This is a genomic window from Agromyces sp. NPDC055661, assembly GCF_053618135.1.
In genome coordinates this window covers 1,691,816-1,704,688 of the sequence record NZ_JBSHHC010000001.1, presented here as the reverse complement: position 1 = coordinate 1,704,688, position 12,873 = coordinate 1,691,816, and the positions used below count along the sequence as shown (strand labels likewise).

The window sequence follows — 12,873 nt, the reverse complement described above, 5'->3', positions numbered from 1 at the left end:
CCCCCTCCCGTCGCGCGGGATCGCGGTGATGGACACACTAGCCGCGGCATCCGCTCGCTTGACAGTACCGATGCTTTTGTGGCAAAACTGTTTGCACCACGGAGCAAGGAGGCCCCCCAGTGCGCATCGTCATCGTCGGAGCGGGGATCGGCGGACTCGTCACCGCCCTCAGCCTGCACGCGGCCGGCCATCGGGACATCCGGGTCGTCGAGCGCGTGCGCGAGCTGCGGCCGCTCGGCGTCGGCATCAACCTGCTGCCGCACGCGGTGCGCGAGCTCAGCGAGCTCGGCCTGGGGGAGCAGGTGGCGGGCATCGGCGTCGCACCCGGCCGGCTCGCGTACTTCAACCGCCACGGCCAGCCGATCTGGAGCGAACCGCGCGGCCTCGAGGCCGGCTATCGCTGGCCGCAGCTGTCGGTGCATCGCGGCGAGTTCCAGCTGCTGCTCGTCGAGGAGGTCGAGCGACGACTCGGCGCCGGCACGGTGCGCCAGGGCCTGCGGCTGACCGCGATCGACCACGGAGCGGGCGATGGCGGCACCGACGTGGCGCGCTTCGCCGACGCATCCGGCGTGACCGTCTCGATGGAGGCCGAGGTGATCGTCGCGGCCGACGGCATCCACTCCGCGATCCGCCGACAGCACCATCCCGACGAGGGCGACCCCGTGTGGAACGGGCTCCTGCTCTGGCGCGGCACCGCGATCGTGCCCGCCTACCTCGACGGGCGCACGATGATCATGGTCGGCGACGGCGAGCAGAAGTTCGTCGCGTACCCGCTGGCGGCACCGGATACCCCGGCCGGACGCTCGCGGGTCAACTTCATCGCCGAGCGGCGCGCCGCCGAGGGCGCCGAGGCGCAGTCCGACTGGAACCGCCCGGTCGACCCCGCGCCCATCGTCTCCCTCTTCGCGGACTGGCGGTTCGACTGGCTCGACGTGCCGTCGGTCATCGCCTCGGCGGAGCGCATCCTCGAGTACCCGATGGTCGACCGCGACCCGATCCAACGGTGGACGTTCGGGCGCACCGTGCTGCTCGGCGATGCGGCGCACGCGATGTACCCGAACGGGTCGAACGGCGCCTCGCAGGCGATCCTCGACGCGCGCACCCTCGCGCACCGGCTGGCGACCGAGCCCACCGTCGAGTCCGCGCTCGCCGCCTACGAGGACGAGCGCCGCCCGGCCACGGCGCGCCTCCTCGAGATGACCCGGCGCCTCGGACCCGAGCAGGTCATGCAGCTCGCCTACGAACGTGCGCCGGGCGGCTTCGCCGACGTCCACGACGTGATCCCGCAGGCGGAGCTCGAGCGCATCGCCCGCGACTACAAGGTCGCCGCGGGCTTCGACCCGGCGCGGCTCAACGAGCGATCGTCGCTGAGCGTGACGGCGACGGCCTCGCAGGGGGTGTGACGGATGCCGCACACCGCCGCCAGGCTCGGCAGCCTCATCTCACCGCTCCGACGTTCGCTGCTGCGGGTCGCCCGGTCGGCCGAGCACCTGCCCGAGATCCCCGATGCGCAGATCGAGGTGCTCCGGGCGCTCCCCGCCGGCCGGGAGTCCTCTCCGGGGGAGCTCGCCGACGAGCTGGGCCTCAGCCGCCCGACGATCAGCAACCTGCTGCGCGACATGGAGCGCGCGAACCTCGTGACGCGGCGCAGCGCGACCGACGACCGCCGCCGCGTGGTCGTCGCGGCATCCGATCGGGCCCTCGACCTGCTCGCGCGATTCGACCGCGCCAGCGCCGACGTGCTCGCCGAGGTGCTCGGCCGGCTCAGCGCCCACGACCGACGCGCGCTCGACGCCGCCCTGCCCGCGCTCGAGCGACTGCGCGACGCGGTCGAGGACGCGTCGCACCACCGCGTCGAAGGAGGCCCCCGATGATCCCGGAACCGCCTCCGACCGGGCTCGACCGGGTGTTCCGCGCCGAGGTCGTCGTCGGCGAGGTCGAGGACCACGGCCTCACGCGCGCCGGCCACCGCCGCGTGATCCCCATCCTCGGCGGGCGCCTCTCGGACGGCGTCGAGGCCGAGCTCCTGCCCGGTGGCGCCGACTGGCAGGTCGTGCACGACGACGGCGTGCTCGAGATCGACACGAGGTACTCGGCGCGCACCGCCGACGGCGGCCTGCTGCACCTGCGCACGCGCGGCGTCCGCTCGGGCCCGCCCGAGGTGCTCGAGGCGCTGCTGCGTGGAGCGCCGGTCGCGGCATCCGACTACTACTTCCGCATCCTCGTCACGGTCGAGACCTCGATCCCCGGGTTGCGTCACCTGCAGGACTCGCTGCTCGTCGCGGCCGCCGCGCGCAGCGCGGACCGCGTGGTCTACGACGCGTACCGCGTGCGATGATGCGTCGGGGCCGCGCGCCCGGGCTTGCACCCGGCGGCGCCTCCGGAGTCGACGATGCCCCGAGGAGCACGCCCATGCAGCACCACGACGACACCCTGGCCGCCTACGTCGAGCAGGTCGCCGCGAGCGACGACACGCTCGCGGTCGTCGCGACCGGGTCGGTGGCGCGGCGTGCCGAGCGGCCCGACTCCGACGTCGACGTCTGCCTCGTCGTCACGGATGCCGCGTTCGAGGCGGCCCGTCGCGATCAGCGCCTCAGCTACGTGCTGTACGACGTCGCGACCTACGACGGCGGGTACGTCGACGTGAAGGTGGTCTCGCCCGACTCCCTCGCGGCCGCGGTCGAACGCGCGGACGAGCCCACGCGCGCCTCCCTCGCCGGCGCCCGCGTGGTCTGGTCGCGCGTCGACGACCTCGAGGCGCTGCTCGCGCGCATCACCGAGCTGCCCGAGGCGGAGTGGGAGCGCCGGGCGGCCTCGTTCATCGCGCAGGCGCGCCTCTACGGCGGCTACTTCCTGGCGCAGGGCGCGCAGCTCGAGGACCCGTACCTCACGCGCTGGGCCGCCGTGCACCTCGTGAACGCCGCGAGTCGCGCGCTCCTCGCGCACCACCACGTGCTGTTCGCCGGGCCGAAGTACCTGCGGAAGACCGTGCGGTCGCTGCCGTCGATCCCCGAGGGGTTCGCCGAGCTCGCCGATCGCGTGCTCGAGACGCCGACGTCCGCGCTCGGTGCGGAGCTGCTCGAGTCACTCGAGCGGTTCCACGCGTGGCCGGTGACGCCCGACGAGACGCTGTCGCGGTTCGTCGCCGACAACGAGCTCGCCTGGCTGTGGCGGGAGCCCGCGCCCGAGTCGTTCTGACGCGGCTCCGCGTCGGCGTCGGCGGCCGCTCGCGGACGCGCGCGGACGCTCGCTCGACGCGCCGGCCTCAGCCCACGGATGCCCCGGTGGCGACGACGAGCCGGTCGATCGTGTCGGTCCAGCCCTCGCGCACGCCGCGGGCGAGCCATGCCTGCAGCCGTTCGGTGTCGACGCCCGCCGGGAACTCGAGGCGGAACACGAGCTCGGTGCGCTCGCCGAGGTCGTTGAGCAGCACGGTCGCGAGCGGCGCCTCGGCGGCCTCGGGGTCGGCCGGGTCGAGCTCGGGCCATCCGCCCACGGCACCCCAGGTGAACACGAGCCGCTCGGGCGGGTCGATCACGCGGTAGACGCCGCCCGTGACGTAGGACCTGTCGTCGCTGATCACCATCCGCTGCCGCCAGGCACCGCCGACCCGGAGGTCGACCGCGACCGGATCGGCGCCCGGGTCGTGGTCAGGGTTGAAGAACCAGCCGAGGTGCGCGGGATCCGTCCAGGCGCGCCAGACCGCCTCGCGCGGGGCGCCGAGCAGTCGGGTGATCGTGAAGCCCCGGTCGGTGGTCGTCATCGTTCCTCCTCCAGTTGCGCGGCGAGGCGGTCGAACCGGTCCTCGAAGAAGTCGCGGAACGGAGCCATCCACGCGTCGGCGGCGCGCAGCCCGTCGACGTCGAGGCGGCACGGCCGCCAGGTGCCGGTGCGGCCCTTGGTGATGAGCCCGGCCGACTCGAGCACGCGCAGGTGCCGGGAGATCGCGGGGGCGCTCACCGCATGCGGTGCCGACAGCTCGCCCACCGTCGCCTCGCCGTGCGCGAGCCGCGCGAGCATCGCGCGACGTATCGGGTCGGAGAGCGCCCCGAAGACCCGGCTGATCCGGTCGTCCTCGGCGGCGAGCTCGATAGTTAACATGATGGTTAACTATTGTCGAGGGGGTCGCCGCTGTCAAGGCCGGGTGTCAGGATCGACCCATGAGCACCTGGACGAGCGACGAGCTCGACCGCATCGGGGGAGCGGAGGAACTGCGCGTCTCCTCCCGACGCCGGGACGGCAGCTTCAGCAAGCCGATCACCATCTGGGTCGCGCGCGTCGGCGACGACCTCTTCGTGCGCAGCGCGTACGGGCCCGACAACCCCTGGTACGTCAACGCGCGGGCCCGCGGTCGCGGCCGGATCTCCGCTGGTGGCGTCGAACGCGAGGTCGACTTCGCGGATGCCTCGGGCACCGACCCCGAGACGATCGACGATGAGTACCACGCGAAGTACGACCCGATCAGCAGCCCGCGCATCGTCGCGACGGTCGTCGGCGAACGGGTCCATCCGCTCACGCTGCGGCTCGACGCACGCGACTGACGCGTCGAGCGGCGTTCGCGGCGCCGCGCGGCCTCAGCTCAGCGGCTCGATGAGCGTCGCGTCGTCGGGGTTCGCGGTGCGCGAGTTGTTGACCTTGCGGTCGACCTCGTAGCTCGAGATCGACGACGCGACCTTGTCGGACTCGCCCGTGAGGAGTGCGACCATGTCCGCCTTTCCCGCGTCGTCGAGCTTCACGGGAGCGAGGTACTCGTCCCACACGTCGGGCTCGAGGAACACCGGCATGCGGTCGTGGATCTCGCCCGAGGCATCCTTCGCCTCGCGGGTGATGATCGACATCGAGACCTCCCACTCGTCGTCGACCTTGCGCGCCGTGTAGATGCCGGCGGCGGCAAGAAGCGGGGCATCGCCGTGCAGGAACCACGCCTGCTTGCTCCCCGGCTCGCCCGTCCACTCGTAGTAGCCGCGCATCGGCACGAGGCAGCGGGAGGAGGCGAAGGCGCCCTTCCACAGTCCGTTCGTGGCGACCGTCTCGATGCGCGTGTTGAACTGCGGCCGCTTCGAGTCCTTCATGAAGGAGGGGTGGAAGTTCCACACCGCGGCGTCGACCGAGCGGGTGACCTCGCCCGTGTCGGAGTTCTTGCGCTCGCGCACGATCGGCACGACCTGCGTGGGCGCGATCGAGTAGGAGGGCCTCCAGTCGCGGTAGTCGCCGCCCTCGGCGACGAACTCCTGGATCATCTCGTCGACCTTGGCGTCGTTCGCGAAGCGTCCGCACATGCTGCCAGTCTGCACCCGGCCGCCGACACGGGGTACCCGCCGAGCGCGGAGCTAGGCGCCCTGCGCCAGCGCGAGCACCTGGGCGTTGGGCAGCGCCGCGAGGAACGCCCCCGGCACGAGCAGCTTCGACCCCCGGATGCCGCTGCCGATGATGAGCCGCTCGTGGGTCGCGACCGACTCGTCGATGAGGAGCGGCCAGTCAGCGGGCAGCCCGATCGGCGTGATCCCGCCGTACTCCATGCCGGTCCGGGCGACGGCGTCGTCCATCGACGCGAACGAGAGCTTGCGCGCGTCGAGGTGGCGACGCACGATGCCGTTCACGTCGGCCCGGTCGGAACCGCGGACGAGGCACGCCGCGTACCAGGTGCGCTCGCCGCGGCGGGCCTGCACGACGACGCAGTTGGCGCCGTCGGCCATCGAGATCTCGTAGTGCTCGCAGAAGGCGGCCGTGTCGGCGAGGCCCGGGTCGATCTCGGCGACGAGGGCGCCCCCGGCATCCGTCGTCGACTCGGCGTCGGTCGCGGCGAGGGCCTCGGCGGTGGGCGCGGCGAGCAGGTCGGGGCGTGCGAGGGCGGGCACGAAGTCGAGCGTTCCGAAGCGCATGCAGCGAGCCTACGCGTCGACGCCAGGACGCCGCCGACCCGGCGTCGTCGGCCTTGCCTGGCGTGGGTCGGCGGGGTGTGCACCACGCGCCTCGGCCGTCCGCGACGCCCCTCGGGGACCCCTTGCGGCGCATCGACGCCCCGAGGAGGATGCGGACATGCCCGAGAGCCTTCGGGATCCGCATCCGCCCGAGCGGCATCACGAGCCCGAGCCCGGACCGCCGCCGATGATCGTCGGGGTCGACGGTTCCGAGTCCTCGGTCGCGGCCCTGCGCTACGCGGCCGGACTCGCGCCGCGTCTCGACCTGCGCGTGCGGGCGCTCGCCGTGTGGAACTACCCATCGTTCATGTACGGCGGCTACTACCCGACACCCGACTGGACGCCCGAGGAGGACGCGGAGAAGATCGTGAAGCGGGCCGCCGAGGAGGTCTTCGAGGGGGAGGCGCCCGACTGGTTCGCCATCCGCACGCGTCGCGGGCGAGCGGCCGAGGTGCTCATCGACGAGTCGATCTCGGCGGAGATGCTCGTGCTCGGGAGCCGCGGGCACGGCGGCTTCGCCGGACTCCTGCTCGGGTCGGTCAGTTCGGCGTGCGCCGAGCACGCGCACTGCCCGGTCCTCGTGGTGCACGGCCGGTGAGCGGATGCCGCGGCCGGCTGTCAGCCCGGTGGTGCACACTGGACGCGTGATCGCCGAGCACGAGCTGACCTGGAGCCCGCGGCATCCGACCGACCTGCTGCAGACGATCGGCACCCTGCGTCGCGGGCCGGCCGACCCCACGTACCTCCGCGACAGCTCGGGCGCTGTCTGGCGAACGACGCGCACCGACGAGGGCGTGGCGACGCTGCGCTTCACGCAGCCCGCCGCCGACGTGCTGCGCTGCGAGGCGTGGGGACCCGGCTCGAAGGCCGCGGTCGCGACGGCGCCCGACGTGCTCGGGGAGCGCGACGACCCCACGACGTTCACGCCGCGGATCGGGTTGCTCGACGACGCGCACCGGCGCAACCCCGGCCTGCGCATCCCGCGCACCGGTCGGGTGTTCGAGTCGCTCGTGCCCGCGATCCTGGAGCAGAAGGTGATCACGCTGCAGGCGCACGAGTCGTGGCGCACGCTCGTCTGGCGATTCGGCGATGAGGCGCCCGGTCCGACGCCGCGCCGCATGCGGGTGGCGCCGTCGCCGTCTTGCTGGGCATCCATCCCGTCCTGGGAGTGGCACCGTGCCGGCGTCGACCCGCGGCGGTCTCGCACGATCGTGAACGCCGCCCGCTACGCGTCGCGCCTCGAAGAGGCGGCGGGCATGAGCACGACGGATGCCGCGACTCGCCTCACCCTCATGCCCGGCGTCGGCGCGTGGACCGCAGCCGAGGTGGCGCAGCGTGCCTTCGGCGACGCCGACGCGCTCTCGGTGGGCGACTACCACCTCTCGAACTATCTCGGCCACGCGCTCTGGGGCCGCGACATGACCGACGACGAGATGCTCGAGGCGATGACGCCCTGGGCCGGTCACCGGTACCGCGTGGTGCGCCTGCTCGAGGCGGCCGGCGTCCGCGGCCGCCCGAGACGCGGGCCGCGGATGTCGTTCGTCGACCACCGGGCGATCTGACCGCCGCACCCCCGCCGCACCCTCGCCGACCCGCCTCACCCCGACACGATCGGAGCACGATGCACTACGGACACGAGCTGCAGTTCGGCACCTTCGTCACGCCGCGGAACGATCCGCCCGACTTCGCGGTGCGGCTCGCACTGCTCGCCGAGGCCTCGGGCTACGACCTCGTCACGTTCCAGGATCATCCGTACCAGCCGCGGTTCCACGACACGTCGACGCTGCTCACCTGGGTCGCGGCGCGGACCGAACGCGTGCATCTCGCCGCGAACGTCGCCAACCTGCCGCTGCGCCAGCCCGCCGTGCTCGCCCGGGCGACCGCGAGCCTCGACCTGCTCTCGGGCGGCCGCTTCGAGCTTGCCCTCGGCGCGGGCGCCTTCTGGGACGCGATCGAGGCGATGGGCGGCCGCAGACTCTCGCCAGGGCAGGCCGTCGACGCGCTCTCGGAGGCGATCGACATCATCCGCGGCATCTGGGATCCCGCGGATCGCACGCGCTTCGAGGTCGACGGGGCGTACCACCACGTGAGCGGAGCCAAGCGCGGACCCGCTCCGGCGCACGACATCCCGATCTGGATCGGTGCGGTGAAGCCGCGGATGCTGCGCCTCACCGGCCGCAAGGGCGACGGTTGGGTGCCGTCGCTCGCCCGCCTCGAGCCCGGGGCGCTCGCCGACGGCAACGCGCGCATCGACGACGCGGCCGCTGATGCCGGACGCGATCCGCGCGAGATCCGCCGCCTGCTCAATGTCGGCGGCCGGTTCTCCGACGGGGGCGCCGGCGGGTTCCTCGACGGGCCGCCCGCGCAGTGGGTCGACGACCTGCTGCCCTACGCGATCGACGACGGCATCGCGACCTTCATCCTCGCCAGCGATGACGCGGCGACGATCGAGCGCTTCGCGGCCGAGGTCGCGCCGGCGCTGCGCGAGGCGGTCGCGCGCGAGCTCGCCCGCTAGGCGGCCTCGGCCCGCGCTCGCGCGCCCTCGCCTGCGCCCGGCCCTCCCACGCGCTCACGCCATGTTCCGCGATTCGGTGTTTGCGGGCGACACGCCGTCGTCGCTCGCCCGCGCTCGGCGCGTCGTACGCGAACACCGAAGCCGGTCACACCCAGGAGCCGACTCAGGGGGTCGGTGCGGCTTCAGCCGAGCACGGCGTCGAGGCTCGGGTGCAGGTGCCGAGTCGTGAGCACGGATGCCGCGTGCCGGGCGCCGGCGCGCAGCGCATCGGGGACGTCAGCACCGCTGAGCGTCGCATCGAGCACGGCCGCCATGAACGCGTCGCCGGCGCCGTTGGTGTCGAGCACGTCGACCGGTTCCGCAGGGACGCGATGCCGCAGCATCCGCGCGTCGACCGCGACGGCGCCATCGGCGCCCAACGTGCAGACCACGAGCGACGCGCCACCGGTGATGCACCGTTCCATGAACGGGAGGGGGTCGCCGCCGATGCCGTCGGCGTTCATGAAGATCGCGTCGGCTGCCTCGATGAAGGGCCGGTGGAACTCCGCGGTGCCGTCGTAGTCGTGGATGTCGGTCCAGATCGGGCGGCCTGCGGCTCGTGCGGCCGGGATGAGTGCGACGGAGAGCGGCGCGAGGTCGAGGACGATCGCTGCGGCATCCGACATCGCGTCGATCGCCTCAGGAGAGGGGGCGTCGTCGCGCGGCTGCGGCGTCGCGAGGTAGAGGGAGACGCGGCCGCCGTCGCGGGTCATGAGGTTCAGGTGACGCTCGGTCGCGACGCCGTCGCCGATGAGCAGGTCGACGCCCGCCGCGGCCAGCGCATCGCGCACCCGGTCGCCCTCGATATCGCCGCCGAGGAGCGTGTGGAGCGTGACGGCCCGTCCGAGCGACGCCAGGCTGAGCGCCTTCCCGGCCGAGGTGCCACCGACCGTCTCCCAGTCGCCGAGCGCGAACTGCATGTGCGGCACCGGCTCGGGCAGGCGGTCGAGTTCGACGATGCGGTTCCAGGAGGCGGGGCCGGCGATGAGGACGTGGTCGGTCACCCGTCCATTCTGGGGTGCCTACTCCAGCCACTCCGTCTCGAAGGTCGGATTCGCGTGGATGTTCGTCGAGACGAACGGGTCCGACCCGATCGAGGCGAACTTGTGCGGCGTGAACGCGGGCACCACGAGCACCTGGCCGCCGACCGCCTCGAGCCGCTCGTCGCCGACGGTGAAGAGCGCGCGACCGTGTCGCACCACGAACGTCTCGGTGTACGGATGCCGGTGCAGCCGCGGTCCCGCCCCCTCACGGGTCGAGTAGACCATGATGACCGACACCTGCGAGCCGATCGTCTCGCCCTCGATGGACTCGTTCCAGCCCACGTCGTCGGTCGCGGCATCCGGTCGCTCATGCACCAGGACCACCGGCACCACCTCCCCCTCGAGTCGAATGCGCGGCCACGATAGCGCCGCAGGCCGGATGCCGCCACCGCCCGCCGCGCCAGCGGAACCTGTCGCTCGGGCCGCCCGGTGTGGTGGGATGACTGCGTGGGGGCGATCGTCGCGAGTGCAACGGGCCTGAGTTCCGCGAAGGTCGCGGAGCGCATCGCGCGCGGCGAGACCAACGCGTTCGAGAGCCCGACGAGCCGCAGCGCGTGGAGCATCATCCGCGCGAACGTGTTCACGCTCTTCAACGGCATCGTGTTCGCGTGCTTCCTCGTGCTGCTGCTCATCGGCCGCTGGCAGGACGCGCTCTTCGGCTTCAGCGCCATCGCGAACACGATCATCGGATCTGTGCAGGAGTTCCGCGCCAAGCGCTCGCTCGACAAGCTCGCGCTGCTGCACGCGCCGAGCGCGCGGGTCGTGCGCGACGGCGGCGAGGCCGAGGTCGCGATCGCCGATGTCGTGCTCGGCGACCTCGTGGTGCTGCGTGCCGGCGACCAGGTGCCCGCGGATGCCGCGGTGGCGACCTCGGAGCGCCTGCAGCTCGACGAGTCCATGCTCACGGGTGAGTCCGACGCCGTCGACAAGCAGCCCGGCGACGCCGTGCTCTCGGGCTCGATCGTGATCGGCGGCGGGGGCACCGCGGTCGTCGACAAGGTCGGCGCCGATTCGTTCGCGAACAAGCTCTCGAGCGAGGCCAAGCAGTTCTCACTCGTGGCATCCGAGCTGCGCAACTCGATCAACAAGGTGCTGCGCTGGGTCGCGTGGATCATCGGGCCGGTCTTCCTGCTCGTGCTCAACGCCCAGATGATCGTGGCGGGCGGCTGGGTCGAGGCGATCGAGCAGGGCGGCTGGCAGGATGCCGCGGTGAGCACGATCGCGGCGATCGTCGCGATGGTGCCGCTCGGCCTCGTGCTCATGACGAGCATCGCGTTCGCCGTCGGCGCCGTGAAGCTCGCGAACCGCAAGGTGCTCGTGCAGGAGCTGCCCGCCGTCGAGGGGCTCGCGCGGGTCGACCTCATCTGCCTCGACAAGACGGGCACCCTCACCGAGGGCGACATCGTGTTCGACGCGTCGCACCCGCTCGCCGCGGCGCCACCCGATGGCTGGACCGACGTGCTCGCCTGGTACGGCGCCGAGCCCGAGGCGAATGCCACCGCACGGTGCCTGGTCGAGCCGTATCCGGTGCAGCGCGTGCTCGATCCGGGCGCCCGCATCGCCTTCTCGTCGGCGCGCAAGTGGAGCGCGGTCGGGTTCCCCGGCCGGGGCACCTGGGTGCTCGGCGGGCCGGAGATGGTGTTCGCGGCATCCGGTGACGACGCCGGCACGGATGCCGCGAGCCGCACCGACCTGCGCAATCGGGCCGCCGAGCTCGCCGCCACCGGCCGGCGCACGCTCGTGCTCGCGCACAGCGACGAGGAGCTCACCGACGAGCGTGCCGACGCGGAGCGACTGCCCGGCGCGTTGACGCCCGTGACCCTGCTGACCTTCCGCGAGTCGGTGCGACCCGACGCGAAGGAGACGCTCGAGTTCTTCGCCGAGCAGGGCGTCGCCGTGCGGATCATCTCGGGCGACAACCCGCAGACCGTCGCCGCCATCGCCCGCGAGGTCGGCGTCGACGCACCGCAGGGCTACGACGCGCGCGACCTCCCGGCCGACCTCGACGAGCTCGGCGAGGTGCTCGAGCTGCACAACGTGTTCGGCCGGGTCACCCCGTCGCAGAAGAAGGACATCGTGCTGGCGCTGCAGCAGCGCGGCCACACGGTGGCGATGACCGGCGACGGCGTGAACGACGCGCTCGCCATCAAGGAGGCCGACATCGGCATCGCGATGGAGTCGGGATCAGCTGCGACGAAGGCCGTCGCCCGGCTCGTGCTGCTCGACGGGCGGTTCTCACGGTTGCCCGGCGTCGTCGCCGAGGGCCGTCAGGTCATCGCGAACATCGAGCGCGTCTCGATGCTGTTCCTCACCAAGACCGCGTACGCCACGGGGCTGGCGCTGCTCTTCGGCGTGATGCTGCTGCCCTTCCCGTTCCTGCCACGGCAGCTCTCGGTCGTCGACGGGCTCACGATCGGCATCCCGGCCTTCTTCCTCGCCCTCATGCCGAACAAGCGCCGGTACATCCCGGGCTTCCTCCGCCGATCGCTGAGCTTCGCGCTGCCCGCGGGGGCGGTCATCGCCCTCACGCTCGCGCTCTACAGCCAGATGGCGACCGACGCGGGCATTCCCGTCACCGAGCTGCGCACCGGCTCGACGCTCATCCTCGCGATCGTCGGCCTCTGGGTGCTCATCGTGCTGTCGAGACCGATCGACGGCTGGAAGATCCTCATCATCGGCGCGATGATGATCGGCCTCGTGCTCGTCTACGCGATCCCGTTCATCAACGACTTCCTGCAGTTCGACGACCCGTCGCTCACCACGGCGCTGCTCGTGATCGCGTCGTCCGGCATCGCCATCCTCGGCATCGAGGTCGTGCGGTTCGTGCACCGCAGGGCGGTCGCGCGTATGGAGTACGTGTCGGCGCCGGCCCTGGTCGCGGCGATCAAGCAGCAGGAAGCGCGCGCGAGCGGCGGAAGAACTCCGCCGACCGCCCCGCCCACAGCGCGAGGATGACGAGGGCCGAGAGCAGCCCGCCGATGCCCAGCGACCACCAGCTCGAGACATCCGTGGGGCTCACGACGACGTCGACGACGGAGAGCACCAGCGAGATCGACAGCAGCACGGTCACGAAGATGCGCGCCGAGTTCCGGCCGCGCGTGAGGCCCGACGCCATCGCGATCGTGAGCAGCCCGAGCAGGATCATCGCGGCGCCCCACAGCGTGATCCAATAGGCCTCGCCGCCGGCCTGCACGACGTCGTCGTAGCGCAGCAGGATCAGCAGGACCCCGGCGATGATGTCGAGGATGCCCGCGATGTAGGTGAGCACCACGACGACGATGACGCGCTTCGGCGGACGCGGTCGCTCGATGCCGTCCTCGTCGCGCATGTCGCCCCCTCCCGGCGCCGCCTGCGT

The 12,873-nt window shown here is 72.3% G+C and carries 16 protein-coding genes; 9 read left to right on the top strand and 7 right to left on the bottom strand.

Going from position 1 to position 12,873, the window contains the following annotated elements; all coding sequences use genetic code 11:
• Positions 1 to 119 precede the first annotated feature (119 nt).
• The 4 genes from ACWGO8_RS07730 (at position 120) to ACWGO8_RS07715 (ending at position 3,198) form a co-directional block, all read left to right on the top strand.
• Positions 120 to 1,403, top strand: a complete 1,284-nt coding sequence (locus tag ACWGO8_RS07730; RefSeq protein ID WP_452042509.1) for a flavin-dependent oxidoreductase — start codon at positions 120 to 122, stop codon at positions 1,401 to 1,403.
• Between the two features lie 3 nt (positions 1,404 to 1,406).
• The gene (locus tag ACWGO8_RS07725; protein ID WP_452042508.1) at positions 1,407 to 1,874 is read left to right on the top strand and encodes a MarR family winged helix-turn-helix transcriptional regulator; all 468 of its coding nucleotides are present in this window, start codon (positions 1,407 to 1,409) and stop codon (positions 1,872 to 1,874) included.
• The gene (locus tag ACWGO8_RS07720) at positions 1,871 to 2,338 is read left to right on the top strand and encodes a DUF3237 domain-containing protein (RefSeq protein ID WP_452042507.1); all 468 of its coding nucleotides are present in this window, start codon (positions 1,871 to 1,873) and stop codon (positions 2,336 to 2,338) included. The genes ACWGO8_RS07725 and ACWGO8_RS07720 overlap by 4 nt, the downstream gene beginning before the upstream one ends.
• A 74-nt stretch (positions 2,339 to 2,412) precedes the next feature.
• Positions 2,413 to 3,198, top strand: a complete 786-nt coding sequence (locus ACWGO8_RS07715) for a nucleotidyltransferase domain-containing protein (protein ID WP_452042506.1) — start codon at positions 2,413 to 2,415, stop codon at positions 3,196 to 3,198.
• A 67-nt stretch (positions 3,199 to 3,265) separates the two neighbouring features.
• Here the strand turns inward: ACWGO8_RS07715 and ACWGO8_RS07710 are convergent, their stop codons facing one another.
• Both ACWGO8_RS07710 and ACWGO8_RS07705 read right to left on the bottom strand, forming a co-directional pair.
• The gene (locus ACWGO8_RS07710) at positions 3,266 to 3,763 is read right to left on the bottom strand and encodes an SRPBCC family protein (protein ID WP_452042505.1); all 498 of its coding nucleotides are present in this window, start codon (positions 3,761 to 3,763) and stop codon (positions 3,266 to 3,268) included.
• On the bottom strand, positions 3,760 to 4,101 hold the full coding sequence (locus tag ACWGO8_RS07705) for an ArsR/SmtB family transcription factor (RefSeq protein WP_452042504.1): 342 nt from the start codon (positions 4,099 to 4,101) through the stop codon (positions 3,760 to 3,762). The genes ACWGO8_RS07710 and ACWGO8_RS07705 overlap by 4 nt, the downstream gene beginning before the upstream one ends.
• A 59-nt stretch (positions 4,102 to 4,160) precedes the next feature.
• On the opposite strand from ACWGO8_RS07705, the gene ACWGO8_RS07700 reads away from it, so the two are divergent.
• A complete protein-coding gene (locus ACWGO8_RS07700; RefSeq protein ID WP_452042503.1) occupies positions 4,161 to 4,541 on the top strand; it encodes a DUF2255 family protein in 381 nt (126 codons plus the stop codon).
• Positions 4,542 to 4,574: 33 nt separating this feature from the next.
• Here ACWGO8_RS07700 and ACWGO8_RS07695 read toward each other — a convergent pair whose 3' ends face one another.
• Together ACWGO8_RS07695 and ACWGO8_RS07690 are read right to left on the bottom strand one after the other, a co-directional pair.
• Entirely contained in the window at positions 4,575 to 5,279 is a 705-nt protein-coding gene (locus tag ACWGO8_RS07695; protein ID WP_452042502.1) for an SOS response-associated peptidase, read from the bottom strand.
• Between the two features lie 51 nt (positions 5,280 to 5,330).
• A complete protein-coding gene (locus ACWGO8_RS07690) occupies positions 5,331 to 5,882 on the bottom strand; it encodes a YbaK/EbsC family protein (protein ID WP_452042501.1) in 552 nt (183 codons plus the stop codon).
• A 157-nt stretch (positions 5,883 to 6,039) separates the two neighbouring features.
• Between ACWGO8_RS07690 and ACWGO8_RS07685 the strand changes: the two genes are divergently transcribed.
• Genes ACWGO8_RS07685 through ACWGO8_RS07675 form a run of 3 tightly spaced genes read left to right on the top strand, consistent with a single transcriptional unit; the run spans position 6,040 to position 8,436 of the window.
• The gene (locus ACWGO8_RS07685; RefSeq protein ID WP_452042500.1) at positions 6,040 to 6,519 is read left to right on the top strand and encodes a universal stress protein; all 480 of its coding nucleotides are present in this window, start codon (positions 6,040 to 6,042) and stop codon (positions 6,517 to 6,519) included.
• A gap of 46 nt (positions 6,520 to 6,565) precedes the next feature.
• A complete protein-coding gene (locus ACWGO8_RS07680; RefSeq protein ID WP_452042499.1) occupies positions 6,566 to 7,483 on the top strand; it encodes a DNA-3-methyladenine glycosylase family protein in 918 nt (305 codons plus the stop codon).
• A 59-nt stretch (positions 7,484 to 7,542) separates the two neighbouring features.
• Complete coding sequence (locus ACWGO8_RS07675) at positions 7,543 to 8,436, top strand: LLM class flavin-dependent oxidoreductase (RefSeq protein ID WP_452042498.1); 894 nt, start codon at positions 7,543 to 7,545, stop codon at positions 8,434 to 8,436.
• 182 nt (positions 8,437 to 8,618) lie between these two features.
• Here ACWGO8_RS07675 and ACWGO8_RS07670 read toward each other — a convergent pair whose 3' ends face one another.
• Complete coding sequence (locus tag ACWGO8_RS07670) at positions 8,619 to 9,479, bottom strand: carbohydrate kinase family protein (protein WP_452042497.1); 861 nt, start codon at positions 9,477 to 9,479, stop codon at positions 8,619 to 8,621.
• 18 nt (positions 9,480 to 9,497) lie between these two features.
• Entirely contained in the window at positions 9,498 to 9,842 is a 345-nt protein-coding gene (locus ACWGO8_RS07665; RefSeq protein ID WP_452042496.1) for a cupin domain-containing protein, read from the bottom strand.
• 123 nt (positions 9,843 to 9,965) lie between these two features.
• Between ACWGO8_RS07665 and ACWGO8_RS07660 the strand changes: the two genes are divergently transcribed.
• Complete coding sequence (locus ACWGO8_RS07660; protein ID WP_452042495.1) at positions 9,966 to 12,473, top strand: HAD-IC family P-type ATPase; 2,508 nt, start codon at positions 9,966 to 9,968, stop codon at positions 12,471 to 12,473.
• Here ACWGO8_RS07660 and ACWGO8_RS07655 read toward each other — a convergent pair.
• A complete protein-coding gene (locus ACWGO8_RS07655) occupies positions 12,403 to 12,846 on the bottom strand; it encodes a DUF7144 family membrane protein (protein WP_452042494.1) in 444 nt (147 codons plus the stop codon). The two genes, ACWGO8_RS07660 and ACWGO8_RS07655, sit on opposite strands and share 71 nt — an antisense overlap.
• Positions 12,847 to 12,873 lie beyond the last annotated feature (27 nt).

What these genes read in the sequence shown, in the direction of transcription:
- ACWGO8_RS07675 (WP_452042498.1), top strand. Translation starts at nt 7,543, where the DNA reads ATGCACTACGGACACGAGCTGCAGTTCGGCACCTTCGTCACGCCGCGG.
- ACWGO8_RS07720 (WP_452042507.1), top strand. Translation starts at nt 1,871, where the DNA reads ATGATCCCGGAACCGCCTCCGACCGGGCTCGACCGGGTGTTCCGCGCC.
- ACWGO8_RS07715 (WP_452042506.1), top strand. Translation starts at nt 2,413, where the DNA reads ATGCAGCACCACGACGACACCCTGGCCGCCTACGTCGAGCAGGTCGCC.
- ACWGO8_RS07690 (WP_452042501.1), bottom strand. Translation starts at nt 5,882, where the DNA reads ATGCGCTTCGGAACGCTCGACTTCGTGCCCGCCCTCGCACGCCCCGAC.
- ACWGO8_RS07695 (WP_452042502.1), bottom strand. Translation starts at nt 5,279, where the DNA reads ATGTGCGGACGCTTCGCGAACGACGCCAAGGTCGACGAGATGATCCAG.
- ACWGO8_RS07710 (WP_452042505.1), bottom strand. Translation starts at nt 3,763, where the DNA reads ATGACGACCACCGACCGGGGCTTCACGATCACCCGACTGCTCGGCGCC.
- ACWGO8_RS07705 (WP_452042504.1), bottom strand. Translation starts at nt 4,101, where the DNA reads ATGTTAACTATCGAGCTCGCCGCCGAGGACGACCGGATCAGCCGGGTC.
- ACWGO8_RS07655 (WP_452042494.1), bottom strand. Translation starts at nt 12,846, where the DNA reads ATGCGCGACGAGGACGGCATCGAGCGACCGCGTCCGCCGAAGCGCGTC.
- ACWGO8_RS07700 (WP_452042503.1), top strand. Translation starts at nt 4,161, where the DNA reads ATGAGCACCTGGACGAGCGACGAGCTCGACCGCATCGGGGGAGCGGAG.
- ACWGO8_RS07685 (WP_452042500.1), top strand. Translation starts at nt 6,040, where the DNA reads ATGCCCGAGAGCCTTCGGGATCCGCATCCGCCCGAGCGGCATCACGAG.
- ACWGO8_RS07725 (WP_452042508.1), top strand. Translation starts at nt 1,407, where the DNA reads ATGCCGCACACCGCCGCCAGGCTCGGCAGCCTCATCTCACCGCTCCGA.